General features: G+C 46.7%; 28 protein-coding genes. 19 read left to right on the top strand and 9 right to left on the bottom strand.

Annotated elements, in window-relative coordinates:
• The first annotated feature begins 335 nt into the window (after positions 1–335).
• The 4 genes from J2Z37_RS10540 to J2Z37_RS10525 all read left to right on the top strand — a co-directional run bounded on the left by J2Z37_RS10540 (position 336) and on the right by J2Z37_RS10525 (position 3440).
• Positions 336–653, top strand: coding sequence for a hypothetical protein (locus J2Z37_RS10540; RefSeq protein ID WP_209810220.1), 318 nt, complete (start codon positions 336–338; stop codon positions 651–653).
• Positions 654–846: 193 nt separating this feature from the next.
• On the top strand, positions 847–2256 hold the full coding sequence (locus tag J2Z37_RS10535) for a sedoheptulokinase (RefSeq protein WP_209810219.1): 1410 nt from the start codon (positions 847–849) through the stop codon (positions 2254–2256).
• Positions 2253–3014 (top strand): HpcH/HpaI aldolase family protein, encoded by a 762-nt coding sequence (locus J2Z37_RS10530; RefSeq protein WP_209810218.1) that lies wholly within the window; start codon positions 2253–2255, stop codon positions 3012–3014. The genes J2Z37_RS10535 and J2Z37_RS10530 overlap by 4 nt, the downstream gene beginning before the upstream one ends.
• A 6-nt stretch (positions 3015–3020) precedes the next feature.
• Positions 3021–3440 carry a VOC family protein gene (locus tag J2Z37_RS10525; RefSeq protein WP_209810217.1) on the top strand — a complete coding sequence of 140 codons (420 nt, stop codon included), beginning with the start codon at positions 3021–3023 and terminating at the stop codon, positions 3438–3440.
• Positions 3441–3453: 13 nt separating this feature from the next.
• On the opposite strand, the gene J2Z37_RS10520 is transcribed toward J2Z37_RS10525, so the two are convergent.
• A complete protein-coding gene (locus J2Z37_RS10520) occupies positions 3454–3867 on the bottom strand; it encodes a VOC family protein (protein WP_209810216.1) in 414 nt (137 codons plus the stop codon).
• 365 nt (positions 3868–4232) lie between these two features.
• Positions 4233–6146, bottom strand: a complete 1914-nt coding sequence (locus tag J2Z37_RS10515) for an FUSC family protein (protein ID WP_209810215.1) — start codon at positions 6144–6146, stop codon at positions 4233–4235.
• A gap of 224 nt (positions 6147–6370) precedes the next feature.
• On the opposite strand from J2Z37_RS10515, the gene J2Z37_RS10510 reads away from it, so the two are divergent.
• Positions 6371–6910, top strand: a complete 540-nt coding sequence (locus J2Z37_RS10510; protein ID WP_209810214.1) for a peroxiredoxin — start codon at positions 6371–6373, stop codon at positions 6908–6910.
• Positions 6911–6932: 22 nt separating this feature from the next.
• Positions 6933–7382 carry a redoxin domain-containing protein gene (locus J2Z37_RS10505; RefSeq protein ID WP_245203723.1) on the top strand — a complete coding sequence of 150 codons (450 nt, stop codon included), beginning with the start codon at positions 6933–6935 and terminating at the stop codon, positions 7380–7382.
• Between the two features lie 29 nt (positions 7383–7411).
• Here the strand turns inward: J2Z37_RS10505 and J2Z37_RS10500 are convergent, their stop codons facing one another.
• Positions 7412–8080, bottom strand: coding sequence for a ribulose-phosphate 3-epimerase (locus J2Z37_RS10500; protein ID WP_209810213.1), 669 nt, complete (start codon positions 8078–8080; stop codon positions 7412–7414).
• Positions 8081–8396: 316 nt separating this feature from the next.
• On the opposite strand from J2Z37_RS10500, the gene J2Z37_RS10495 reads away from it, so the two are divergent.
• The 3 genes from J2Z37_RS10495 to J2Z37_RS25995 all read left to right on the top strand — a co-directional run bounded on the left by J2Z37_RS10495 (position 8397) and on the right by J2Z37_RS25995 (position 11515).
• A complete protein-coding gene (locus tag J2Z37_RS10495) occupies positions 8397–9116 on the top strand; it encodes a ribonuclease activity regulator RraA (RefSeq protein ID WP_209810212.1) in 720 nt (239 codons plus the stop codon).
• Positions 9110–9958: an SDR family oxidoreductase gene (locus J2Z37_RS10490; RefSeq protein WP_209810211.1), complete on the top strand. Its 849-nt coding sequence runs from the start codon at positions 9110–9112 to the stop codon at positions 9956–9958. The genes J2Z37_RS10495 and J2Z37_RS10490 overlap by 7 nt, the downstream gene beginning before the upstream one ends.
• A 414-nt stretch (positions 9959–10372) precedes the next feature.
• Positions 10373–11515 carry an SEC-C metal-binding domain-containing protein gene (locus J2Z37_RS25995; protein ID WP_342453812.1) on the top strand — a complete coding sequence of 381 codons (1143 nt, stop codon included), beginning with the start codon at positions 10373–10375 and terminating at the stop codon, positions 11513–11515.
• Here J2Z37_RS25995 and J2Z37_RS25825 read toward each other — a convergent pair.
• Both J2Z37_RS25825 and J2Z37_RS10480 read right to left on the bottom strand, forming a co-directional pair.
• Positions 11512–11637, bottom strand: a complete 126-nt coding sequence (locus J2Z37_RS25825; protein WP_280922195.1) for a hypothetical protein — start codon at positions 11635–11637, stop codon at positions 11512–11514. The genes J2Z37_RS25995 and J2Z37_RS25825 overlap by 4 nt on opposite strands.
• 100 nt (positions 11638–11737) lie before the next feature.
• Positions 11738–12691 (bottom strand): carbon-nitrogen hydrolase family protein, encoded by a 954-nt coding sequence (locus J2Z37_RS10480; RefSeq protein ID WP_209810336.1) that lies wholly within the window; start codon positions 12689–12691, stop codon positions 11738–11740.
• A 178-nt stretch (positions 12692–12869) separates the two neighbouring features.
• Here J2Z37_RS10480 and J2Z37_RS10475 point away from each other — a divergent pair, with 178 nt between their 5' ends.
• From J2Z37_RS10475 to J2Z37_RS10455, 5 genes are all read left to right on the top strand, one after another.
• Positions 12870–14069 (top strand): CaiB/BaiF CoA transferase family protein, encoded by a 1200-nt coding sequence (locus J2Z37_RS10475; protein ID WP_209810210.1) that lies wholly within the window; start codon positions 12870–12872, stop codon positions 14067–14069.
• Positions 14070–14090: 21 nt separating this feature from the next.
• A complete protein-coding gene (locus J2Z37_RS10470; protein WP_209810209.1) occupies positions 14091–14924 on the top strand; it encodes an HpcH/HpaI aldolase/citrate lyase family protein in 834 nt (277 codons plus the stop codon).
• A gap of 11 nt (positions 14925–14935) precedes the next feature.
• Entirely contained in the window at positions 14936–15958 is a 1023-nt protein-coding gene (locus J2Z37_RS10465; RefSeq protein WP_209810208.1) for a LacI family DNA-binding transcriptional regulator, read from the top strand.
• A gap of 104 nt (positions 15959–16062) precedes the next feature.
• Positions 16063–16842, top strand: coding sequence for an N-acyl homoserine lactonase family protein (locus J2Z37_RS10460; protein ID WP_209810207.1), 780 nt, complete (start codon positions 16063–16065; stop codon positions 16840–16842).
• A 24-nt stretch (positions 16843–16866) separates the two neighbouring features.
• The gene (locus J2Z37_RS10455; RefSeq protein WP_209810206.1) at positions 16867–17949 is read left to right on the top strand and encodes a TRAP transporter substrate-binding protein; all 1083 of its coding nucleotides are present in this window, start codon (positions 16867–16869) and stop codon (positions 17947–17949) included.
• 24 nt (positions 17950–17973) lie between these two features.
• On the opposite strand, the gene J2Z37_RS10450 is transcribed toward J2Z37_RS10455, so the two are convergent.
• The 4 genes from J2Z37_RS10450 to J2Z37_RS10435 all read right to left on the bottom strand — a co-directional run bounded on the left by J2Z37_RS10450 (position 17974) and on the right by J2Z37_RS10435 (position 22393).
• Positions 17974–18120: a hypothetical protein gene (locus J2Z37_RS10450; protein ID WP_209810205.1), complete on the bottom strand. Its 147-nt coding sequence runs from the start codon at positions 18118–18120 to the stop codon at positions 17974–17976.
• 68 nt (positions 18121–18188) lie between these two features.
• Entirely contained in the window at positions 18189–19484 is a 1296-nt protein-coding gene (locus J2Z37_RS10445) for a glycoside hydrolase family 18 protein (protein WP_209810204.1), read from the bottom strand.
• A gap of 771 nt (positions 19485–20255) precedes the next feature.
• A complete protein-coding gene (locus J2Z37_RS10440; protein ID WP_209810203.1) occupies positions 20256–20618 on the bottom strand; it encodes an ArsR/SmtB family transcription factor in 363 nt (120 codons plus the stop codon).
• 17 nt (positions 20619–20635) lie between these two features.
• On the bottom strand, positions 20636–22393 hold the full coding sequence (locus J2Z37_RS10435; protein WP_209810202.1) for a SulP family inorganic anion transporter: 1758 nt from the start codon (positions 22391–22393) through the stop codon (positions 20636–20638).
• 191 nt (positions 22394–22584) lie between these two features.
• Here J2Z37_RS10435 and J2Z37_RS10430 point away from each other — a divergent pair, with 191 nt between their 5' ends.
• The 5 genes from J2Z37_RS10430 (at position 22585) to J2Z37_RS10410 (ending at position 26821) form a co-directional block, all read left to right on the top strand.
• Positions 22585–23256 (top strand): DUF421 domain-containing protein, encoded by a 672-nt coding sequence (locus J2Z37_RS10430; protein WP_209810201.1) that lies wholly within the window; start codon positions 22585–22587, stop codon positions 23254–23256.
• Between the two features lie 173 nt (positions 23257–23429).
• Positions 23430–23765: a hypothetical protein gene (locus J2Z37_RS10425; protein ID WP_209810200.1), complete on the top strand. Its 336-nt coding sequence runs from the start codon at positions 23430–23432 to the stop codon at positions 23763–23765.
• Between the two features lie 287 nt (positions 23766–24052).
• The gene (locus J2Z37_RS10420; RefSeq protein ID WP_209810199.1) at positions 24053–24769 is read left to right on the top strand and encodes a FadR/GntR family transcriptional regulator; all 717 of its coding nucleotides are present in this window, start codon (positions 24053–24055) and stop codon (positions 24767–24769) included.
• A 38-nt stretch (positions 24770–24807) separates the two neighbouring features.
• Positions 24808–25746 carry a phosphotriesterase family protein gene (locus tag J2Z37_RS10415; protein ID WP_209810198.1) on the top strand — a complete coding sequence of 313 codons (939 nt, stop codon included), beginning with the start codon at positions 24808–24810 and terminating at the stop codon, positions 25744–25746.
• Between the two features lie 19 nt (positions 25747–25765).
• Positions 25766–26821: a TRAP transporter substrate-binding protein gene (locus J2Z37_RS10410; protein ID WP_209810197.1), complete on the top strand. Its 1056-nt coding sequence runs from the start codon at positions 25766–25768 to the stop codon at positions 26819–26821.
• The last annotated feature ends 20 nt before the right edge of the window (positions 26822–26841 follow it).

Genomic DNA, 26841 nt, shown 5'->3' with positions numbered 1-26841 from the left:
CTCGGTCGGAATTTGTCGAATCCATCTATTTCTCGGATTAAAAAGAAAGGTAGTTACTACTTGTTTTGATTTGACCAATTTCGAAAGAGATCTGACACCGTTTAAAAGGTTTTAGCAGAGATCGATTTTTCTCTCTGGAACCAAAGGGCTAGTGGACAGAGGCCTGCAGCCCACACCCCACATCCCCTATATCCCTGTGGATCAGACAAAATCCGCCACCTTCCAAAAGAAATTTGTTGGACGATTCCTTTTCCCCTCAAGCGAAATCCATATTATGATAAATATACAACGACGAAACTAGATCCCTGGCATCACATTCGCGGGAGGTAAAGAGGATGAGCATAAAAATACAGATTAGTAATCCGATTGCAACCAAAGATGCGTTGAAAATATCTATAGAGGCCACTTATGGGGATTTATCGACATACCAAATGGAAAATTTGAAAGCGTTTATCTTGCAATTGCCAAACACATTCCAACTACTGACGATCTCACTCACAACCGATACACTGATTGATCTTATGATGTGCATGCGCTATTTAAAACAGACCCACACGTATACGTGGTTAAGAGGCGATTTTAAAAGGCTTTTGGATGAACTGGAGATAGATTTGGTCACAGCCTCTAAAAAAAAACTACAACTCAAAAAATAGGCTCCCTGCTCACCGGGTATCGAAGTAAACGGTTTAATCGGCCGCGCCGGCTCCTTCCCTAAAATCCCTTAAAATTAGTTTTCCAAAAAAACAAATTTTATAGTAAAATTTAAATGATTCAAACATGACAGAAGGGGATAGGAGCCACCGCACGTAGCGATGAGTCCCCATCCAAGAGGAAGTGACCTGAAATTTGAAATATATAACCGTTGATCTTGGCAGTACGTTTATTAAATCAGCCATATTGGACATCGAAGGGCTTACGATCACACGTCATCCGTCCTTCCCCATGCCACAAAGGTTAGAGGATACCGGAAGAAGATTTGAAGTAAGCGCCGAACAAATCTATTCGATCACCAAGCAGATTATTGACCGTTCGATCGAACAGTATGGCGAGGAAATAGGGGGGATTCTCTTTTCTACGCAGATGCATGGGTTCGTTCTTGCGGATAACCGGGGAAAACCACTGACACCGTATGTTTCTTGGCAGGATGAGCGCTGCCTGGAGGAGGTGCCGGGTCGCGCTGGCGTGAGCTATTTGCAGCACTTGGAAACCCTAATCAGCAGGGATGAAATGGAGGAAACAGGAGTCTACCTCAAAGCGCCCCTTGCTTTATGTAATCTCTATACGATGATTCAGCAGGGTTTACCCCCGACAGACAGCGGCAAAACCCACTTTTGCACATTAGGATCTTATCTGATTTTCCGTCTGACCGGTCAAAACGTCTCCCACCTGACCAATGCCGCCCCCACGGGATTGGCTAACGTGGTCCAAGTGGAGTGGGAGCAATCGTTAATTCGTAAAATAGGCTGCGAAGCATTTGAGTTTCCTAAGCTGCGGGATTCGCTGGACATTGCCGGTTTTTATTCATATCAAGGGCTCGATATCCCCGTCTATCCGGATGTGGGGGATCAGCAAGCAGCGATTTTGGGGACCTTGGCAAAACCAGGGACGGACGTGAGCATTAATATCGGCACGGCCGCACAAATTTCGATGATCCAACAGGATTTTCGTAGCGGGCATTACGAGATCAGACCTTTTTTTGACGGACAGTATTTGTATACAATTTCACGCATGCCGGGCGGGCGAAACCTCGATGTGCTGATTCAGTTTATCCAGGGGATCGGTGCCTCGGTGTTCGGGGTTCAGGTCGATAAAAACGAAATTTGGACAAGCCTTCAGGGGATCATTGGGGATTCCTCAAAGGGGTTGAGGGTGAACACCAGCTTTTTCAAAACGATGGAGGCCGATGCGGGGGCAATTAGCCAGATCACAAATGAGAATTTCGAAATCGCCACTCTTTTTGCGGCGGCTTATGAGGACATTGCGGCGACCTACGACAAGTACATCAGTGTGATTTGTGAAGATCGAGGGGCTCTTGAACGGATTGTTTTCTCCGGTGGGGTCTCGGGGAAAAATCCGAAGCTGCTTGAGGTGATTAAGCGAACGACGGGATTAGAAGGCGCGCTGCCGCCTTTGCAGGACGAAGTGTTCTTGGGCTTGTTCCGCTTGGCCCTTGTGTGTGCTGGAGTATGCGGGACTTTGGCTGAGACGGATACGTTTCTTAAAAATAAATCGATGCCGGTGGTGAGAGAGCAATGAGTCATTTGAAAATGGAGTTTGTCGAGAATAAAAATGTTTTCGGAACGATGCTTTCCGAGATGTACGTGCCGAATATTGTGCGGATTTTTAAACGGAGTGGCTTTGACTTTGTGATCGTCGATTGTGAGCATGGGTCTTTTGATTATACCAATGTGGCGAATATTGCGGCGGTTGCAAAGGGGGTCAACCTAACCTGCATTGTGCGCATTCCGAAAATTGACCGAGAATGTATTTTGAAGTATCTGGAGGCAGGGGTCGATGGCTTGTTGGTGCCGATGGTGTCTTCTGCAGAGGAAATAAAGCAAGTGGTCGACTATGCGAAGTATGCTCCGCTGGGGAAAAGGGGGATTTCTACTTTGCGTGCACATACTGACTACAATTCCTCGAATATGGCAGAGTACATTGAGCGGGCAAACCGGGATACTTTTATCATTCCGCAGATTGAGACGGTTGCAGGCCTTGAGGCGGTGGGGGAAATCGCTCGAGTCGAGGGTGTCGATGGAGTCGTTGTGGGACCAAATGACCTCTCGATGGAACTGGGGATCCTCGGCGATTATCAACACCCATTGATGCAGGATGCAATGAAAAAAGTAGCGGACGCTGCGAAGGATGCTGGAAGCTGGTCCGGAATCATTAGCTCGAATAAGAAGCTGCTCCTACAATGTCAGGATCTAGGCATGCAATTTTTCAGTTGGAACAGTGAAATCGGGATGATCATGGAAAGCGCCAAGGGCACATTAAGTTATTTGCGAGGGTAGAAATCTATGAAACCACGTATTACGGTCATTACACTCGGTGTAGACAATTTGAAAAAATCGCTGGAATTCTATCGTGATGGACTCGGGCTGCCAACGGAAGGGATCGTCGGCGAAGAGTTTGAGCATGGTGCTGTCGCCTTTTTTGATTTGCAAGGAGGCTTAAAGCTGGCTTTGTGGAACCGCAGGGATCTTGCCCATGAGGCGAAGGTGCAGGCGGGGAACGAGCCAAGCCCCACTGAATTTACGATCGGACACAATGTGGGGAGTAAAGAAGAAGTTGATCAAGTGATGGGACAGGCCGAGAAAGCTGGTGCGGTGATCACAGACCCTGCGCATGATACTTTCTGGGGTGGATACTCTGGTCACTTTCAAGACCCGGATGGGCATTTGTGGGAAGTCGTTTGGAATCCAGCTTGGGAGGAATAGGGGGGAAGTCCCCCTATCCTTCAAGACTCAATTGCCACCCGATCCCAAATTTATCCGTCACCATGCCATAGCATTTGCTCCAGAAAGTTTCCTGTAAATCCATTTTTACTTCCCCACCCTCTTTGAGCTGGTTGAATATCGAGGTGATTTCATCTCGATCCTTACTGATGACCACAAGCGTGATATTGTTGCCTTGGTTGAACTCCATCCCCGGAAAAACATCCGAAAACATCACCCGGCCCCCACAGATATGAAGCTCCGTATGCATCACCAGATTCTTTGCCTCCTCTAGCAATGGGAATTCCGGATTCGGCGGTGCCTCTCCAAAAGCCATAATGCGCGGTGCTTCTGTGGAAAAGACCTGTGCATAAAACTCCACAGCCTCCCGGCAGTTTCCATTAAAGTTGATATAGACATCGATCGCCATCTTTTCGCCTCCAATTGGTATATGATGATTACAAGGTTACAGAATTTTTTGATGAATATCAAATAGGGAAATGAGCGAACCCACAATCCGTTGAATTGGACGAAAACTGACAACCTTCAGGGACACTCTAACCATCATTAAGCTCATCAACGGGGTGATGATGACCGAAATTCCATTTAGAAGATGCGAAAACGGTCATCATTGGGGGGATGATGACCAAAATCCCGTTTTGAAGATGCGGAAATAGTCATCATCGGGGTTATGATGACCGAAATTCCGTTTAGAAGATGTGAAAACGGTCATCATCGGTGGTATGATGACCAAAATTCCGTTTAGAAGATGCGGAAATGGTCATCACCTTCCTGTCATCTACCAGCCCGCCCCTGGCAAGCCAACCCCAATGCCTCCTGCAACGCGGCGATCTCCGACTGTATCTTCGGAAACCCAGGGATCACGGGGACCGATTTCCTATCCGGCACCCGTCCCTGTTCAGTTGCTTTTGCCATATTCTCAAACACAAGCAGCAGCTGGGCAAGGTCCTCATCGGACAACACCGGACGCTCAGGGTTTATGAGGCTGGCATTCAACAAATAGCCCAACTGCTCAATGGAAAAGATCACCGGCCAGAGAAACTGCAAGGCGGTCCGATCAATCGGAATCTCCCCAAGCGCCGTCGAGAATACGGTCTTTAGATTCGCGTGGTTAGTCTGCATTTTGCGGCGTTCATTCGTTTCCGAAGCCTCACCGACAGAACCACCACCAAACAATACAAATAGAAACTGCGCCTGGCTGCGCAGGGTTTTTGCGATTAAATGGGGAAGGCGGCTGGACGCAGAGTGCCTTCCAATTAAAAAGGTACCAAGCAGGCCGATCACACAACCAATCACAATATCGATCAACCTGGCGGAAATAAAATAGGAAACATCATGCATCTGGGTCGTTGTTTCGGCGATCAACAGGGCATTCGGGGTAAAAAAAGTCGCCGCAAGGGCATAGTTTCGTACAATAAAAAGCTCAGTACAAAAGGTGAGCAGCATCATCACTAGTGCGATCACAAATCCTTCGGGCTGCATCCATAGAACAAACGAAGCAACCAGGATCCCGACAACGGTACCGATCGAACGTTGGATCGCGCGGTGAAAAGTGGTTACAATCGTTGAACCGAGCATGACCGCTGCACAGGACAAAGGGATCCAGTAGGATCGATGAAAATGAAAAGAATCCGCAATCAAAGCAGCAAACGCCAGAACAGCCCCATACCTCAAGGAAAAAAGAAAACTGACGGAGTTTTTATCGAAGGCACCTAAAAACACGTTCCGAAGCGGTGGTCTGGACAGCTTGATTTCCTGATTAATCGGCAGACAAAGAAAACGATGGGCCTCCTCGATAAGGGACATGAAATCACCAAAGGCCCTCTCATCCCCCTCAACACCCGACCCGCAAACTTCGCCCCTTTTCCCTCGATCATCGATCCCCACGGCAATTTCCCGCAACAACCCTGCAATGCTCACCGGGATCCCCGCTACTCGCTCTGAAAAATGCTCCAGCACATACAACAAGATCGCATTCGCCTGATGGTTTAAGAGCAGGAGCCGCCTGTATTCCTCCGCACTCCACCAGGGGATGTAGCCCGCCAAAAGGATCTGTTCTGCATCCCCCAGCTGCACCACAATCCGCTGCCTAGCCTCCGTCTCCAGCTTCTCCTTCCCAATCGATTCGAGAAAAGCGGCCAACTCCAGGTAAACCCTTTTCACAGCAAGCCTTTCCGGGCGATGGGGGGAGTAAAACCAACCAATCATCCCGACGACCCAGGAAAAGACGCCACCGAGCAAAACCAGTCCAGCCCGCACCGGGGCTTGTACAGGATCCTCCGGCATCCCTGTCGCCAAAGCAAATCCCAGAACAAAAAAGATTGCCGCCGGGCCAGGAATCCTTAGTGCACCGAAAATAAAAGTTGCGACAGTTCCGATCACCCCGAGCATCAGGGCTGCTCCGAGGGGATTTGGAGCCAAGAGAGTACCGAGCCCAACTGACAACGCCATCCCGATCATGACAAAAAACAGCTTTTTCGCCCGCTCGGCATATGGTTCATGAAAAACATATAAGTACGTAAAACCCACGATTCCCGCCATCAACCCATACTGCAGATTGCCGATCAGCCACCCGATCAGCACCGGTAACCCAGAACAGATGGCAGCACTGATTGCCTTCTCCCAGGGGAGGGGATTCTTTTTCATTTCAAGTGCTTGTTTCATCGTTTGCAAAAGGGAGGAAGCCATCACGACACTCCTTGAATAAACTTAAATAACGCTTCTAGCTTCTGCATTTTAATGGAAAAATATCCCGCCACTATTCAGTCAAAGCGACTCCCACACCGCCTCTCTGAACCACCGGGATAATGCCCACAGCATTGGGAAAAGGTACTAACCAAAGGGTCTCGCCAGTGTTAATATAGGGTTATACATACATTAACTTTATGAAACGACAGGAGGAACTAAAAACCATGGCACAGCGTTTAGTCGGACTGCCTGCACCTTACTTTGAAATGGAAACCGCACTTGGGAACGGGAAGGATTTTGGAAAGGTTTCACTCCAGGATTATCGGGGAAAGTGGCTCGTTCTATTTTTCTATCCATTGGACTTCACCTTTGTGTGCCCAACCGAAATCACCGCGATGAGTGATCGCTATGAGGAATTTCAGCAATTAAATTGTGACATCATCGGTGTTTCCACGGACTCCAAGTATTCCCACCGGGCCTGGATCAACACCCCGCGCGATGCGGGCGGACTTGGCAGCTTAAAATATCCACTAGGCTCAGACATCACCCATAAAGTATCCCGCGACTACGGTGTCCTGATTGAAGAGAGTGGTGTTGCCCTGCGCGGACTGTTTATCATCGACCCAAATGGGGAATTAAAATACCAAGTCGTTCATCACAACGACATTGGACGTTCCGTAGAAGAAACCTTGCGTGTACTGCAGGCTCTTCAAGCTGGAGGACTTTGCCCAGCAAACTGGAAACCTGGAGAGAAAGTGCTGTAAAAGGAAGGAGGGAGCCGACCAAATGATACCGATGCGGCTCAGAACCCCGATGCCGCCAATGGAAGGTGCGACGAAATGGTTGAACGAGGGCGGATTTCAAGCGAAAGATCTGCAGGGAAAGCCGGTGCTTGTTCATTTCTGGGCAGTGTCCTGCCAGATTTGCCATGAAGTAATGGAGGAAGTGGTCTCCTACCGAAAGAAATACGGAAGCCAAAGACTGCAGATCGTGGGTGTGCACATGCCCAAGCGAGCCGCGGATATTGATGTAGACAAAGTAAAACAAGATGTCGCCCAATATCACATCGAACACCCCGTTGCCATCGATAACCACCATAAAATTAGAGAGGCCTTTCAAAATGAATTTGTTCCGGCCTTTTACCTGTTCGATCAGGAGGGAAAGCTGAGTTTCCGCGCAGCAGGGAACAAAGGGTTTGCCAACCTCGAACCGAAAATTGAACAGCTTTTACAGTAAAAAAGGAGTGGCACATAGCCACCCCTTTCCTATTTCACCGTACTCATTTCCCGCTCAAAACGCAGGCAAGCGTCTTTTAAACCGTCCGGTTGATTAAACACGGTGTAGATCCCAGTAATCAGAATGTCCGCGCCCCTTTTCACACTTTCGTATGAATTGGGATAATCAATCCCACCGTCCACCGAAATCAAAAAGGAAGCTCCATGTTTTTCCCGGAGTGCATTTAGTTCATCTAGTCTTTGCAAGGAACCGTTCATAAACTTCTGCCCAGCGAATCCCGGCTCTACTGTCATCAACACAACATAATCGAGGTAGGGGATTAAAGGCTCAATGATTTCAATCCGTTGTGAAGGGTTGATGACAATTCCGGCTTTCATCCCCAGATCGCGAATTCTTCTCAGCAGTCGAATCGAAAAGCTGGTGCTGTCGATATGGAAGCTGACATAGTCCGCCCCATATTCCTTCAACAAGTCCACATAATCCTGAGGGTTCGTCACCATTAGATGAACGTCCGCGATCACCTGTGGAAATTTGGTTTTGATTGCTTTGACAATGCTCGTCGGCAAGAAAAGGTTGGGGACATAATGCCCATCCATTAAATCAATATGCAGGAAATTTACATTCCCCGCGATCATCTCATCGATTTGTTTCCCCATATTCAGCAGATCACAGTTGGCAATCGAAGGTGCATTAATCATTCGTGTAACTAACTCCTTTCCTACGGCCTAGCAAAACTCTGAAATTTTAGTTTTGTTTCTTTTATTTTCTCGATGATTTCCAAATCTCCTTCTGTCAGGGGAAGATTATCAGAAGCTTTCTCAGTGCCTAGTCGATTTTTTACTTTGCCTGTGCCGTAGATTTCAAAAAAACCAAAAAATAAGGATTTGACGTTTTCAGATGTTTTGTATAATAATTACAAGTGAGTCTTGCGAAAATATTTTACCAATAAAGGGATTAGAGATTCGCCGTCAAATGACAGGGTTCTAAACCCCGGGTTCAGAGGAGTGGAAAAGAATGAGATTAACAGCAGATGCATTTGAGAAGTTACACCATGTTTCAACAGCCAGTTTAACTTCAGAACTGTTGAAATTAGGCTTTCGCAATACCTTTATGAAAGGTGTTCATCCCCTAAAAAAAGGTAAGAGTCTTGTTGGATACGCTTTCACTTTGCGTTATATTCCAGCTCGCGAAGACCTTGATCTTGAGGTGGATTATGATAATTTAACCAACCCGCAGCGGATTGCTGTAGAAAAAGTTGAACAAGACGAGGTGCTTGTCATTGATGCACGTGGAGAGGTTTCCGCAGCATCTTTAGGACATATTCTTTGCACCCGTTTAATGTGCCGCGGAGCAGCAGGGGTTGTCACAGATGGAGCATTAAGAGACTATCCTTCCATCCAGGAACTTGATTTTGCTACATATGCAGCTGGAGCACATGGGACAACCAGTTCTGTACTGCACCACCCGGTTGATTTTCAAGTACCGATCGGATGTGGCGGCGTGATGGTTCAACCTGGAGATGTGATTGTCGGCGATGATGAGGGGGTCGTTGTGATTCCTTCTCAGGTAGCAGAGGAAGTCGCGCATAAATGCTATGACAGAGACCGCCTGGAAAGCTGGATACAACAAAAAATAGCAACTGGTGTGAGCATCATTAACGTATATCCTCCAAACGAAGAAACAAAAGCTGAATATAGAAAGTGGTTGGCGGAGCAAGGGGAGAAAACATGCTAGGGATTCATGAAAATCTAAAAGGAAAAGTCGCTGTCATCACCGGTGGAAGCGGTGTATTGTGCGGTACGATGGCAAAGGAACTAGGCCGTCAAGGAGTGAAAGTTGCCATTCTTAATCGCAACGCAGAAAACGGCGAAAAAATGGTCGCGGAAATTCGCAGTGCAGGTGGGGAAGCGATGTCCGTTTCCTGCAACGTACTCGATGTGGAAAGCGTAAAGCAAGCTGAACAAACGGTTCGGGAAAAATGGGGCGCCTGTGACATCTTGATCAACGGAGCAGGGGGAAACCATCCGGATGGCACCACGACCAAAGAAACTTTGTCTGCCTCGGATATGCAGAATAACGAGGTGAAGACTCTTTTTGACCTGAGCGCAGAAGGATTCGGATTTGTGTTTAATCTTAACCTTCTCGGAACCTGGATCCCGACCCAAATCTTCACCCGCGGGATGATCGGAAAACAAGGAGCGATTGTGATCAACATCTCTTCCATGAGCGCACCTAGCCCAATGACTAAGATTCCTGCTTACAGTGCAGCGAAGGCTGGCATTGACAACCTAACCCAATGGCTTGCCGTCCACCTGGCCGAGGCAGGGATCCGAGTCAATGCGATTGCACCCGGCTTTTTCCTAACCGAACAAAACCGGAGCCTATTAACCAATCCAGACGGCTCCTTGACTGAAAGATCGAACAAGATCATCACGCACACCCCAATGCGCCGTTTTGGCGTCCCCGAAGACTTGCTCGGCACCATGCTTTGGCTCGTGGACGACAGCATGTCTAGTTTCGTCACCGGAATCACCGTGCCGGTTGATGGCGGATTCTTGGCCTACTCAGGGGTGTAGGGGTTGGCTGGCAGTAATGCTAGACCAATGGCAGGACCACTAATTTTTTAGAAAGAGGCCCCGATCAGGGGTCTTTTTTAATGGAGCTCGAGGACTCGAGGTGAAAAAATGTACCCATTTCATTTTTCAGGGGGGTATCTGATCGATTTTGGCTCTCGAAAATAACCCGGTTGCTCCCGTTTGGCTTAATCAGTTACCTCAGATCCCAAAATAGCTTATCCAGGTCACAAAATCGGTGGTTCAGATCACGGGAATTAGGGTTCAGGTCACGGGAAATGAATTTCTGCTCACATTGGTGTAATCATTACAAATAAATACCCCGACCTGTATGTTTTTCGAAGATAAAGCCCCCATTTTGTTCACCAAAGTTTCAATGGTACAATTTAGATAATTAATAACAAAGGGTGGATAAACGTGGAATTTTTACAGAGAATTGAACCCCATTTACTAAATGATGACCCGCTCGTTCTAGAATTCGTCCTTCGCGTTTTAGAAGACTATCCAGCCGTACCGCCAGAGTGGACGGAGCGACTTTTAAAGGAGGCCATGCAGTCGAAGAAAAAGGAATTCCTCATTCTTTCTCACCTGAAAAGTCATTTTCTCAACGATGGCGCAGTACAAGCCCTCATTCAAGGTATGCAGCAACGAAAAAACAAAAAGTTGGACTATGAATACAAGGGGCTAATCAACAAAATTAAACCTGTGCAGGCGATGAGGTTTAAAGCAGAATTACAGCCTTTTATTAAGCGTGAAATGTGGGATTTCTATCAACTTCTCATAAATGGGTCGGAGGAGGAAGTTTGGACCGAATATGGGGGAGCCCTGGCTGAGCTTGATGGATCACCTGAGTATGATCATGAACTATTTATAAAGGCAAAAATGTTGGCAGAGGTGATCGTGCAGAACGGGTGGTTTTCGCAAAGCGACACGGACATTGTGATGAGGGAGCAATTGGAAGAGGGAGAATGGTTTACTTTTGAGGGAATTCTCAACGTGTACTACATCAAGCTTCTCCAGCAAAAAAGGTTTATTCCCCAACTATCGAGTCTGCTGGTGAGGAGTGAAGATGTTCTTTTGGAAGAGGTGTCTGATGCCCTGTCCTCCTTTCAGTCGGATGAGGTCGTTGAGGCTGTAGCCCCGTATGTAATAAATAGGGATTCGGATATTTATTCCTTTTCTATTATCCGAAATATCAAGACACCCCTTGCGACCAAGGTTTTGCTCGATGCACAGAACCATGTCGAAGAAGACAGTTGGGAACTGCTTATCGAATCACTATGCTTTCAACTATCACCGGATGTTGTCCCCACTATTGAAAAAATGGTAGAAGAGGGCTACACCTCCTTTATCACAGAACTGGAAACTAGTCTTTATGGCTTCTACAAGGTAATGGGGCTGTCACATCCAGATTTGGAAAAGTGGAAAAGGATTGCTGAGGAAAGAAATGAGAATTTCCTTCAAGACATGGGATTAGTCGAATCCAAGCCAAAAGTGGGGCGCAACGATCCTTGCACTTGCGGCAGCGGCAAGAAGTATAAGAAGTGTTGTGGAGCCTAGACAGGTACAGCCCCTTCAAAGAGGTAATGAAGGACATCCCCCCCGTTTTCCACAGGGGTTTGTCCTTCATAAGCTCGATGAAGGACATATCGCCTCGGTTTCCGGAGGGTTTTGTCCTTCATAAGCCAGATGAAGGACATTCCTCCTCGTTTTCCACAGGGTTTTGTCCTTCATAAGCTCGATGAAGGACATCCCACCCCGCTTTCCGCAGAGTTTTGTCCTTCAGACCCACTTCACACTTTCCTTTTTCTCTTCATTCACAATCAACTGAAACACATCCGGCCGAGCATAGTGCCCCACCACATCAAAGTCAAACTGGCTGTACGCAATTTCACGCAAATCGAGTTCAGCGTATAGGATCTCCTCCCGGCCGTAGACTGGTTCAATCAGGTAATCCCCGAGCGGACCGACAATCGCGCTGCCGCCGCGGCACATCTCATCAGGAGAAGACTCCAGCTCCTCATAGCAGGCGAGGTCTGTTGGATACATATCCTTGGTAAAATATTGATTGCACGACAAAACAAAACAGCGCCCCTCGGCGGCGATATGGCGGATTGTCGATTGCCACAGATCCCTCGCATCCGCTGTAGGGGTAATATAGATCTGCACCCCTTTTGAATACATCGCTGTTCTCGCCAATGGCATATAATTCTCCCAGCAAATCAGGCTTCCGATTTTCCCATATGGGGTATCAAAAACCGGCAAGGTACTACCATCGCCTTCTCCCCAAATTAACCGCTCCGAACCTGTCGGCTTTAACTTGCGGTGCTTGCCGAGCAGACTTCCATCCGGGCCGAAAAACAATACTGTACAATATAGCGTGGCTCCGCTTGATTCATGATCCCGTTCAATCACACCGATGACAAGATAGGCATTGGCCTTGCGCGCGGCTTCGCCAAGCATCTCTGTGATGCGACTGGGTACGACGACAGAACTTTCCCAATAACGCAACCAGTCCTGCCGTCCTTCCGCCGATCGTTTTCCGACGTTGGTCCCGAAGGTCAATCCGCGGGGATAGCCTGGGATAAACGCCTCTGGAAACACAATCAGATTTGCCCCTTTTACTGCCGCCTCCATCGTGAGCGCGACAGCCTTTTCCGTCGTCGCCTCACGGTCCATGATGACCGAGGAAGCTTGTACAACCGCTACCTTTACACGTTGCTGCTGTTCTGTCATGTCTACAACTCCTCCTATCCATTGATAAATCAACTACATCTATCATAGTAGAATAAATATTCAAAGTATATGTTTAGTTTAATACAAAACAAAAATTAATAATATTGACAATAATATGCACAGGTAGTACGATTTAGAAAACGATTTCTGAAATCGATTTCGAAAGGCGTGATCCCGATTGAAACCGAAACATAGACTTCCCCTGGAAGGATTGCGGGTAATCGACGCTTCTACTGTCCTGGCCGGGCCAATGCTTGCAACGTATTTGGGGGATTTTGGCGCGGAGGTCATTAAGGTCGAACACCCCAAGGGGGATCCCTTGCGCAATGCAGGGAATCAAAAAGACGGAAAGTCTCTCGAATGGAAGCTGGTTTCCCGCAACAAGAAACCGATTACGCTGAATTTCAACAGTTCAGAGGGGCAAGCCCTGTTTCGCAAACTCGCAGAATCCGCGGACATCCTAATCACCAATTTCCGGCCGAAAACGCTGGAAAAGTGGGGGATGAAGTATGAGCTGCTTTCAGAAAACAACCCAGGGTTGATCATGGTCAAGGTTTCAGGGTTTGGGGAAGAGGGTCCCTACAAGGATCGCCCGGGTTTTGGCACCTTAGCCGAGGCGATGTCTGGTTTCGCCCAGATCAATGGGTATCCCGACCGCGGTCCGCTTTTGCCGAGCATCGCTTTAGCCGATCAAGCAACAGCCCTGTTAGGTGCTTATGCCACCATGGTTGCTGTATATGAGCGGGATCGCTCTGGTGGGCAAGGGCAATATATCGATTTGCCGATTTATGAGGGATTAATGGGGATGCTTGGAAACCAAGTGATGGAGTATGACCTGCTAGGCCTCATTCCGGGTCGCAAGGGCAACCGCACGGGGTGGTCGGTCCCGAGAAATCTGTACGAAACAAAGGACGGCAAATGGGTCGCGATCTCTGGAAGTGCGCAGCAAATCGTGGAGCGAATTTTTAAAGCGATCGATCGCGAAGACCTGATCACCAATCCTAAATTTGTCAATAATCAGGTCCGCTTGCAACATGCGGATGAACTCGAGGAGATTATTGGGGAGTGGATGAAGCAGCATGATCAAGCGGAAATTATCGATCGGTTTATCACCTTTGAGGCGACGATCGCACCTGTTTATGATATCGAAGACATTATGCAGGATCCCCATTTTCAGGCGAGAGGAAATATCGCGGAAGTCCCTGATTCCGATTTTGGTTCAGTGAAGATGTTGAATGTTGCTCCGAAATTGTCCCGGACTCCTGGTCGCATCCGTAATGCGGGTCTTGACCTGGGATCTAGCAACGATGAAGTGTACGGGGAACTGGGTCTCAGTCCTGAGGAGATTGCAAAGCTGAAAGTGGATGGAATTATCTAAAGAGAGGCGGGCGGTGGAATCATGCATTATCGGAGTTTGCTTTTTACCCCAGGAACACAAAAGGAAAAACTGCTTAAATCGTTAAACAGTCATGCCGATGCGCTGATTTGGGATCTTGAAGATGCGGTGCATCCGGATGAAAAGATGGCAGCCCAGGCAACGATCACCGAGGTATTCGAGGAACTCGAAGGCAAAGCGATTTCAAAACCCATTTTCCTGCGCGTCAATGCGTTTGAAACCCCGTGGTATGAAGAGGATGTCAAGTTGGCTAGGTGTGAGGGCGTGACTGGGATCTTGCTGCCCAAGACGGAAAGTAAACAACAGGTAGGGAAAAGTTGGGAGCTGATGGGGAATCGAGGAGAAATCATCACCTTGATTGAAACAGCCCGCGGGATTTTACATCTCGAAGAAATTGCCAAATCCCCGTCGATTACTGGGATAGCCCTTGGAGCGATCGATCTCGCCGTTGACCTGGATCTCACCTTAACCGATTCAGGATGGGAGTTAGCCTTTGCCCGTTCAAAAATTGTAACCGTTGCCAAAGCGTTCAGCATCAAAGGGATCTATGACTCTGTTTTTGCAGATATCGAGAATGAGGCAAGCCTGCGGAAGCGGGCAAGTGTGGCCAGACAATTTGGCTTCAACGGACAGATGGCCATTCATCCTAAGCAGCTTTCCGTAATCCATGAGGTATATAGTCCATCGGAGGCGGACATTGTCTGGGCGAAGCGCGTGTTGGATGCGGCGGATCAGGAGGCGAAGGGGCAAGGCGTTTTTACCCTTGATGGAAAAATGGTAGATCGTCCTGTCATTGAAAAGGCGAAGCAAATCTACGCTGCTGCACAGAGAGTGTGAGAGATTTGAAGATGCGTGTAACGATAGAGGATGTGGCAAAAAAAGCAGGGGTTTCCAAATCGACGGTGTCGCGGGTGATGAACCAAAACTATCATCATATCACGGAGGAAAAGCGGCAGAAGGTTTTCCAGGCGATCCGCGAACTAGATTACCGACCCAATGCCCTTGCCAAAGGCTTGAAACAAATGAAGACCAGTACCATAGGGGTTATCTTATCCAATCTGCAAAACCCCTTTTGGATGAAGGTGCTAGAAGGGATCGAGGATCTTTGCCAGGAGGAAGGGTACAGTCTGATGATCGTCAACTCGCGGGACAATCTGGCGCGGGAAGAGGAAAATGTCAAAGGTTTTCTGATGCGACAGCTCGATGGTCTAATCATTAACCCTTCCTTAGGTCAGAATCCCGTCTTCCAGTCGCTTGAAGCCTACCACGTGCCCTATGTTTTTCTTAATCGAAAGGTGCAGGACATCCAAGCAGACACGATCGTTGTGGATAACATCAAGGGCGTGTCCCTGGCGGTAGATCATTTGGTCGGATTGGAGCGGAGGCGGATTGCCGTCTTTCTCTATCCGCCTGAGGGAATTAGTCCCCGACTGGAGCGGATTGAAGGATATTTGAAAGCATTACGCGCCAATAGGATCGAGGTGCGGGAGGACTGGATCAAAATCGTCACGAACCGGGAGGATTGTAGGCGAGAGATGCAGGTGCTGCTCGAAGCGCAGGAGCGGCCGAATGCGATCCTTTCCACAAACAATATGCTGACCTTGGATATTTTGGAATCGTTAAAGGAGTCAGGATATCGGGTTCCCGAGCAGATCGGCGTGGTCGGATACGATGAAACCGAATGGTCCAAACACCTCGACCCGCCGCTCACCACGATTGTTCAACCAGCCTATGAAATGGGCAAAGCCGCGGTGAAACGGCTGATCGAGCGAATCCGCGCGAAGGAGCAGAAGGTTCAACTGGCGGCGGAAACGATGGAGCTAGAGCCATCGCTGATTGTGCGGCGGTCCTGTGGGGGCTTGGGGGATTAACCGGATTTTCTCCGCTTATTGAAACCCGGTCCCGTAAACCCTATCCCTTCTGATCAGAAGGCAAAGAAACTATCCCATTTTCATAGATAAAAGGAGGTCAACTCATGAAAAATTGGCAAGTATACGCAATCAAATACGCTACACGTGAAGCAAAAAGCAGAGAAAACTTCTACGGTCCCAGTGATCCCCACGAGGATGACTCGATGCCGCTAGATTACTATATTTGGGTGGCGGTTAACGGGAAAAACGTAGTTGTCGTCGATACGGGATTTAATGAAACGGTTGCGAATCAAAGAGGACGAACCTTCTTCCGCTGTCCAGTAAGCGTCCTGCCTCAAATAGGAATCGACCCGGCAGATGTGTCCCATGTCGTCGTTTCGCATATGCACTACGATCACGTTGGAAACTCGGAGAAATTCCCGCAGGCCAAATTTGTCGTGCAGGAGTCAGAAATGAGCTTCTGGACCGGGAAGTATGCCTCCAAATATGGCTTCAACCACTTGGTGGAAGTAGATGATGTGGTTTACCTCGTGAAAGAAAATTTTAAAGGAATGGTTCATTTCGTGAATGGCAGCGAGGAGATTCTTCCAGGAATCACAGTGACCAAAACAGGCGGACATTCGGCCGGGTTGCAGGTCGTAACGGTAGAAACAGAGAAGGGAAAAGTGGTCCTGGCTGCGGATGCGACCCATTTTTACCGAAATATACAGGAGGACCGACCTTTTTCCGTTGTGGGGAATTTGGCCGAGATGTATGACTCTTTTGAGATTGTACGCAAGCTGACGATTCCTGAATTGATTATCCCTGGCCATGATCCACTGGTAATGGAGAAATTCCCGCCGGCAACGGCAGAACTTGAAGGAATTGTTGTACGGATTGCCTAAACATTTAAGAAAAGAGGGGAAAACATGTCCAATAAATGGTTAAGCCTTTCACTCGTTGCTGCCTTGTCTGCAGGAGTGCTTGCGGGTTGTGGGGGATCAGGAACACAAACGAATGCAGAACCCAAGCAACCAGAACCAAGCAGCCAACCGAAAAGTGAGCCAAGCCCAAGCAGCAGTGAATCGCAGTTTGAAGAAATGAAAATTGTCATGGGCCATATCCAGGCCAATTCGCAGGATTCTCCTTATCAGCAAGGAACCCAGAAATTCAAGGAACTCGTTGAAAAGGCAACCGGCGGAAAAGTCACGATCGAGATTCACCCATCAGGGGAACTTGGTGGAGAGCGAGAGATGATGGAAGCTGTGCAGCTTGGAACGATCGACATGATGCTGGCTTCGACTGGACCACTGGGGAATTTCACACCGATTTCCAATGCATTTGACTTTCCCTTTTTATTCCGTGATCGCGACCATGCCTACAAAGTGCTAGATGGCGAAATTGGTGACGAAGTGGCGGGTGAATTGGACAAGTCAGGAATTAAAGTGCTTGCTTGGGCAGAAAATGGGTTCCGAAATATCACCAACAACAAGCAACCAATTAAGAAACCGGAGGATCTCCAAGGAATCAAGATCCGCACCATGGAAAACAAGATCCATATGGAAAGCTTCACCGCCTTCGGCGCAGCCCCTACACCGATGTCGTTTACAGAATTATTTACCTCCATGCAGCAAGGCGTTGTTGACGGACAGGAAAATCCTCTGAACATTATCGTTCCGAGTAAATTTTACGAAGTCCAAAAGTATCTAACCCTGTCGGGACATTTCTACAACCCTGCTTTATTCATCATCACGAAAACCAAATTTGATAGTTTCTCACCAGAATTGCAAAAAGTCTTCCTAGAAGCTGCAGCCGAAGCACGCGACTACGAACGTGAGTTTATCCACAAGAAGAATGAAGAGTACTTGGATGTCGTGAAAAAGGCGGGAATGGAAATAGTTACCGAAGACGAGGTCGATTTCGATGCCTTCCTAAAGGCCTCACAGGAGGTCTATCAAAAGTATGACAAAGAGTACGGAGATATTATTCGCCGCATCCAGGCGGTAAAGTAAAGGAAAAAGGCTGATCCTAAGGGATCAGCCTTTATTCTCTGATTCATACGCGATTAAAACTATATTTTCATTGGCCTGATTGCGCAATTCACTTTCCAAATTCTTAATCCTCTGTATCTGCTCTGCCGTCAAATGGGCCGGTGAGAAATCAGTGTTGGAGTTGGGCTGCATCGGGTGGTCCACCTTTCTCATGATCTATAGATAAAGGTTATGGACATACGCAAAGTTTTATACGTTTCCTATGTTTGTGCAGGTGCAACGCGTTTTCGAACGACAAAGTTGTCTTCGATCAGCAGCCAATTTTGCGGGAATTCATGCCCTAATACCCAATAGAAAAATCCACGGATCCCCAATTCTTTTACTAAATTGAATTTCGCTTGAATGCTTCTGGCATCTTCAAACCAAACTTCGTGGGTCCGTCCCTGTTCATCGACATAACGGAAGAACGGAGCTTGGGAAACGGGGTCATAGCTGATTGCGACACCGTATCGTGCAGCTAATTCAATGGCTTGTTGCGGACTGATGGATCGTGCCCGCTGCCCGCCCTGTACATAAGGCAGGGTCCAGTCGTACCCGTATAATGGAATCCCCATCATGACCTTGTTTCGGGGGACAACGGAAACCGCATACTCTAAAACCCGACGTACCTGGTTAATCGGGGATACCGCCATCGGAGGTCCACCAGACCAGCCCCACTCATAGGTCATAAAGAAAATGAAATCGACGATTTGCCCATGTGCCGCATAATCGTGTCCCTCATATAATACACCTGTTTGTTCGGAACTGATTTTGGGTGCTAATGCGGTGGAAAGAAAATAGCCTCTTGGTTTCAAGCGAGCTCTCGCTTTTCGTAAAAATTGGTTATACCTCTCCCGATTTTCTGCTCCCAAATATTCAAAGTCAAAATCCAAACCGAGATATCCTTTTTGCTCCATCACCTGTATCGCTGCATCAAGTACTTGATCCTGTAAAGCGTCGTTGGTCAAGAGCGTTGTAGCTAGTTCTTGACTGAACATGCCATTTTCAAAATTGGTTAGCACCATGAGCGGTGCAACCCGGTGCCTGTATGCGGCATTAATAAATGGTTGGTCGTTGACAGGGGTCAAGCTGCCATCCCGGTTGAAGGCATAGCTAAAGATATTGAGAAAAGTTAAATGGTCACCCACATTATCGACGACCTGTGGGGTTGCCACCCCCATCCTCGGATCGATATATGCCCCGACATCTTTGGTTGGTCTTGCTTTTTGGGGAATATAGAGGCGAAGTCCTACAGGGATCTGACTGGGGTTTGAGATGTTATTAATGCGCAGGATTTCTTGGACCGTTGTATTGTACCTTCTGCTGATCGTGTACAAGCTCTCGCCGGGTGCCACCCAATGGTAGCTTCCCCAAATCGGAATGACAAGGGTTTGCCCAACAACCAAGTTGTTTGGGTTTGGAACTTCATTAGCCGTTACCAATTGGTTAAGGGGAATGCTATAAGCTTGGGATATACCCCATAATGACTCCCCTGGTCTAATTACATGGATTTGCATTTGTTCGTCCTCCATAGAAAACATTTCCGTTAAGTAAAATCTCTTCCATAGAGTATTCAGTTGTTTTAGGTTAGGTTACTGCCTATGTGGTGAAAACAGAGGCCTTTCTTTCTGCGGGGAGGGGGGATAAGGGTAAAAACATCTCTTATTCTAAAGCGAAACAGAACACATGTACTTATTTACCAAATTATGCTATACTCTAAAATGTACAAACGAATAGGCCCGTTCAAGGGTGGTCGGCTCCCTCATTCCTATGGAAGGAGGTGAGTGCTAGATGGTCTCAGTAGCTGATACAATGATGATTGCTATTTCAGCGGCAGCATTAATAGTAGGACTAGCCACTTTAATTGTTGCAATTGTGGCACTGAGCAAAAAGAAGTAGACCTCCCTTGAGCCCACACAGCCATTGGAGGTCCATTCCCTTTAATTAAAATATGGGCCGATCCCTTTAGGGAATCGATTTGTACATCTGGCTACAGGTGTTAGCGCATCTGTAGCTCTTTTTAGTATCTCCATTATATCACGAATAGAACTAGAAACAAACGTGAGAATATTAGCTTTTCATGAGTCAATGGGAGAATGGTCATAGGTCGGCAATAAAAAAGCGTTCGCTCACCAGTACCTGAGGACATTCTGAATCAAAGGGAGAATGGTCACAAATCACCAAAAAGAAATAGGATTGTGCCCACCTATCAGACCACCTTGAGCGGAATGCACTTAATTAGTCGATTAACTAACTCTCTACAATCCCCGGCATACCAGCACCCTCCCTTACTCCCTTTCCCTCATCACTCTCGTCGATGGGATTCGCACTCCTTTGTTACTGCTTAACACGGCAATCGTGTCGACCAGGTGATTATTGAAAATTTGTTGGGTTACCCGCATTAATTCAATAATCATTGGATCTCGCAAGGAGTAAATCACGCGATTGCCATCTTTGGACCCGGTGACGATATTTTTAGCCCGTAAGATCGTTAGTTGCTGGGATACTGCTGACCCTTCACTGCCAACGTGACTCTGAATTTCATTGACGTTCTTGTCGCCATCGGCCAACAATTCCAGAATTCGAATCCGTAATGGGTGTGCGAGCGCTTTGAAAAAATTAGCTTTAAACTGCTGAAGTTCCGCATTCAACTTGACCGGCCCTCCTTTCAACGCGTGATCGGTTCCCTCACTTCTGGACGAGAGTCAAAAGCACCTGAGAGGGAAGTGCATTCCCGAAAAGCAAAATGTTTGCAGCCCAAGCATTTCTCTCTATTAAGATGTTGGAGTGCAAAGTTTAAGGCTTCACCAGAATGCTCGAAAAAGTGATCTTCACCGATCAACTCATAAACGCCCATTTTTTTCAACACACTTTTCGGTTGTGGCTTCACCCCGGATATTACGATGGTTCCGTGCTTCGAGAAATCCCGAATAATACTAATTAGATGTGATGCCCCGGTGGTATCCATAAAAGGCACTTTTCCCATGCGCAAAAACAGGACGCGCGGTTTATAGTTAATTGCAGACATGATCGACTGCTCGAATGTTTGCGCTGCACCAAAAAACAAGGGACCTTCGACATTATAAATACTGATTTGCGGACAATCACGGGAATCTGTGACCATGTGGGTCGCGATTCGTTGTTGTTTATCCTGCGGATTCGGCAGGGCTTTGGCCGCGACTAACAATTCGCTCATCTGTTTGGTAAATAGTACGACAGCCAGCACCAACCCCACTTCAACGGCAACCGTCAAGTTGACCAACACCGTGAGCAAAAAGGTGACAACGAGCACGAGTGAGTCTGCAGTTTTGGTTTTCAACAGGTGCATGAATACATGTCGTTCACTCATATTCCAGGCGACGACCATCAGAATCGGCGCCATGCTGGCAAGCGGGATACTTGAGGCATAAGGAGCAAACAGAAGCAAAACAAACAGCACCATGACCCCATGCACAATCCCGGACATCGGGGATACCGCTCCATTTTTAATATTCGTTGCGGTTCTCGCAATCGCCCCTGTAGCTGGGATTCCGCCGAATAGGGGAGTGATGACGTTGGCAATTCCTTGACCGACCAACTCCCGGTTGCTATGATGGCGGCTATTCGTCATGCCATCGGCAACCACCGCAGACAATAACGATTCAATCGCCCCAAGGATGGCAATCACAAAAGCGGGTTGAATCAACTGCACGACCTTTTCTATGGTGATCTCAGGCAGTGCAAATTTTGGCAGGGTACTGGGAATATCACCAAAGGTGGAACCGATGGTTGCTACATGAGTGGGATAAAACACAGATGCCACAATGGTTGAAAGCAGCAAACCGATCAGTGGACCTGGCACTTTTGGCGCGAACTTGGGTGTCAGGATGAGCGTGACAAGACAAATTCCTGCTGTGAGTACACTGTAAACACTTATGGTATGAAAATGGACAATGATCTCCTGGATATTGAGCAGGAACCATTCGTGGCTTTTTACGCCGGTAAGGCCTAGGAAGTTTGCAATTTGACCGGAAAAAATAATCACCGCGATTCCTGATGTAAACCCAATCGTAACTGGCTTTGGAATAAATTTGATCAAGGATCCCATTTTGAAAATCCCCATTAAGATCAAAATAATCCCGGCCATAAACCCAGCGATTAAAAGATTTTCATACCCGTAGGTCAATACAACGCCAAGCAAAATTGGAATAAACGCACCCGTCGGGCCACCAATTTGAAATTTGGACCCGCCGCAAAGTGAGATCAGGATCCCGGCAATAATCGTGGTGTAGATCCCGTACTCAGGTTTCACTCCTGAGGCAATGGCAAACGCCATCCCCAATGGGATTGCGATCACCCCCACGACAAGCCCTGACAACAGATCCTTTTGAAAGCCGTGTAAAGAGTACCCGCGATATCTCCCCGTAAAAAACCATTTCTCCCGCATGAACCATCCTTCTCCACTGTTTTATTTTTGTATCTCTGTATATTTGAATATAACATAATACAAATATAATTTAAACACCATCTTAGTGATGATAATTAAAGCATGGGAAAAGGGTTATTGCTGTATGTTTTTGAGGCATTCGAGACACGATAGAAAAGGAAAATGTTCTCAGGAAAGGGGTGGAAGAACGGATGAATTTTATTTGGCACGCAATTGTGATGCTGTCCGTGGGTTTTGTGCTGATCCGAATCCTCGGAAAGAAGACCGTAGGAGAAATGACCGGACTAGAAATTATCACCCTGCTGGCGATGGCGTCGATGATCGGACACGCAATGCCCGATCATGGCGTGATGAAGACAATTATTATTTTGTGCATTTTTGTATCCCTATTAATACTCGTACAATTTCTTTCCCTGAAATATGACACCCTGGAAAAATGGATCATGGGAAAAGCCTCCCTCGTCATCCGAAACGGCACTGTACAACATAAAAACCTAAAAAAACTGCGCCTGACTGTGGACCAATTGGAAGCCAAATTGCGGGAAAAGGGGATTACCTCTTTTGCCGATGTGAAAACAGCAACCATCGAAATCAGCGGAGAACTTGGCTACGAACTGACGAAACAAGCCAAACCGGTGACCGTTGGCGAACTGGAGCAAATTCTGTACCCCTTTCAAAAACAGCTGGCCGAGCAAAACCTATTACTGCAGGAACTAAAAATGATGCACCCATCATCTTTCATCAATCCGCAGCCCCAACAACAGCAAGTGCCTGAACCCAATAAACCAATTATCTCCCCCAATCTGTTCGATGAGGTCGTATACAAACAGCACGAACTTCCCGTTGAGGAGAGATGGGATTGACTAGGGCAGAACGGAACAAAGGTGGAGGCGTCAAATCATGCGAATGAATCGAAGGATTCCATTTCTCCAAAATCAGGGGAGAATTCCTAAAAAATCAACAAATCAACCAGAATAGAAACCTATACGACCCACGACCCTCTTGCATTTACTATGGGTAGACAGGAGGGATAAATATGAAAAAAAGAGCATTGAAAGGTTTAAAAGCAGGCGTTAAACACAAAAAGGTTTCTGTCTCGGCAAAGGATGCCAAAATCAAGCAAGATTTAGGCGGTGGATTCTTCCGTTATGTTTTTTTCCGTACTATAGGCGCCAACCAATTTTACACCTTCACCTTCTTTGGCGGAAGCCAAAAAACCATTAGCGGTGGATGGTGGATCGCGAATAACACCCAATTTGTCGCCACCCCAGTCAGCAGTTACTCCCAGAATGACCGCGACTGGATCATTGTGCTATTCAACCCCACTAGTTTCGCTCGCTCAGTAGCTTTTACTTTTATTACAAAGACATAGGAAGAATATGAAAAAATAGGAAGGGCTTCTACCAACTGTATAGTTGGTGGAGGCCCTTTATTTGTATTAAGCCGAATTCGAACGTCTGATACCTTAAGGTTCACCTTTTTATCACCATTAAGTTAGAATCTACAAAATAATATAAGTATTTTAATTAACGATGTTGACTATATTTACACAATGTTTATATAATTAATACAAGTCATCAGATGTTATGAAAAACGAAAATGCTTAAAATCAAAAAAACTGAAAAAGCGAGTGATTACTAAATAGACGAGGAATACAAAATGAAACCAAACAAGATTGGCGGGAACACGTACACAGATCAGGTGATCAAAGAAATTGAGAGATTGATTAAAGAAAACAATTTAAAGCCGGGAGACAGACTTCCATCGGAATCAGAGTTAGCAAACTACTTTTCTGTAAGTAAGAGTGTTGTCCGAGAGGCCTTGCGTGTCTTGAAGACAAGTGGACTGGTCCAAAGTAAACCCGGCATAGGTGCAATTATTTGCAACCCGCCGAGCAGCATAGTGATTACTCCCATATTGTCTATGCTTCTTATAAATGATTTGAACTTAATGGATGTTTTTGCTTTACGGAGGGGATTGGAAGTGGAGGCGGCCTCATTAGCAGCTCAGAGTGCTACCGCGGAGGATTTAACCAATCTAAAGAAAAGCAATGAAGCTTTGTTATCAGCTGTTAAAAAGGGCGCCGTCGGGATTGATGAAGATTTCGAATTTCATAAACTCCTTTTTCTCTCCACATCAAATGCCATTTTCATCAAACTTTTTAATTCAATCTCCAGTGTTCTTAAAGAGGGGATTAAACAAAGTAAGTTAAAATCCATGGAAATTCCCGGTCGTTCCATGGAGGGGGTGGAAGAGCATGCAGCAATCATCCAGGCCATTGAAGAAAGAGATAGCAGAAAAGCCAGACAATCGATGAGAAAGCACTTGCAAAACAACGAGTGGCGAACCTGGAACATGGATAGTCATTGGGAATGAAAGAGGATGAAATCAGATCTTAGCCGAGGGGGATGAGGATGAAAAAAATTAGAACGGTTACGGGAGAGATAGAGATCTCCCAACTCAAATATGTTTTGATGCACGAACATCTGAAAATTGGTTATGCTGGATGGCACCTCGATCCATTCTCTCCGAAATACATAAAGGAAGAAGTGTTAAAAAGGGCAGTTGACCTATTAAGTGAATTAAAAAGTCACGGTGTTAACTGTATTGTTGACCCCTGTCCAATGGAACTTGGCAGGGATCCGGAATTTATGGCGGAAGTCTCGCAACTGTCGGGCGTCTATATCGTTTGTTCGACAGGGTTTGATCTGGAGGAAAGAGGGAATTTACTGGCCATTCGCCGTCTTTCTACAGAGCAAATTTTAGAAATCTATCTAAAAGAAGTCGAGGATGGCATTGGGGAAACCGGGATTCGCCCAGGAATTATTAAAGCAGCAACAGGCTATAACGTAATCACCGATTACGAAGAGAAATGTTTAACAGCTGCTAGTATGGCAGCCGCGCAGTCGGGATTATCGATCATAACCCATACGGAAAAAGGGACGATGGGGCTTGAACAAGTTCGCTTATTTAATCAATTCGGTGTAGCATCCGATAAATGTTTGATTGGTCATTGCTGTGCCAACCACGACCTAAGCTATCATGTGGGGATTATGGAAAAAGGGGCTTATGTTGGCTTTGATCGGTTTGGAAATAACTTTTTTGCCAAGGACGAAATGAGAATAGGAACGTTGACAGGTCTGATTCACATGGGGTATAGCAACCAACTCATGATCTCTTGTGACTCTGTCTGTCATTATATGGGAAGAATGCCTTTCCCCAAGGACTCCATTAAAAACTGGAACCCTCTCTATATTTTTAACGGGGTGATTCCAAGTTTACGAGAAAAGGGGGTAACCATGGAGCAAATAAACACGATCTTAAGTGACAATCCAAAACGCTATTTCAGCTAATAAAAAGGGGGTAATGATTATGAAATTGATGAAGAGATCTATGACACTTGTGCTGTCTCTCATGTTTGTTCTATTGACTGCCTGTGGAGGTGGGACCACTTCAGGAAATGTAAGTAATGGTGACAAGCCTAATTCAAGTGATAATGCCGAATCGATTAAATGGGATTTTGCCATTTTTGTTGGTTTAACACACCCGATGGGGGTGTTAGCAACGGATTTTGCCGATGAGGTTCGGAAAAAGACGAATGGAAAGTTGGACATTACGGTTCGACCTGCTGGAGAATTGCCTTATAAAGTAGATGAATTTGTCCGTGTAACAGGTGATAATAGCGTACAAATGTCAGACCCAATTTCCTTCTTCATTGCTGGGGATCTGGGCGCCGGTGCATTGCCTAACCTGCCGTATTTAGTAGAAAACTTTGATCAACTCGATGAGACGATGGAAGTACTTAAACCCTATGTTGAAAAAGATTTGAGTAAATTCGGTACAAAAATGCTGTATTACTATCCTTGGCCGCCTCAAAACCTATGGGGAAAAGGGGATCTCATTTCTTCGCTGGGTGATATGAAAGGAACAAAGATCCGTTCCCAGAGCCCTGAGCAATCTGTCTTTGCCGAAGGCCTTGGAGGTTCACCTGTAAGCTTGGTTACTGCAGAAGTTCCCGCCGCTGTGCAAAGGGGAATGGCTGACGCGGTCATTACCGCTGCTCTCAATATCGAAGGGTCCAAGTGGAACGATTTTCTTGACTGGGGTTATATGATCGGCTTGCAGACTCCACCTTCTTACGTCATTGTCAATCAACAAGCTTATGATTCACTGTCAGACGATGTAAGGGCTGTTTTGGATGAAGTATCTAACGACTATCAAGGAAAAGTAAAACAAAGAATGCAGGATATTGAAGAGCAAAGCAAAAAGCATCTGACAGATGCAGGAATGAAAATTGTAGACGCTCCGCAAGATGAAGTGAAAGAAATGATTAACCAATCCATTCCTTATTGGACGGAATGGGCCAAGGAAAAAGGCCCAGATGCTGAGGAAGCATTGCAAAAAGTAAGAGAGAAGCTTAATAAATAAAAAAATAAGAGAATGGTTTC

It is taken from the genome of Ammoniphilus resinae, assembly GCF_017873965.1.
In the GTDB taxonomy this organism is placed as follows: Bacteria; Bacillota; Bacilli; order Aneurinibacillales; family RAOX-1; genus Ammoniphilus_A; species Ammoniphilus_A resinae.
This window is presented reverse-complemented; position numbering and strand designations above follow the sequence as displayed.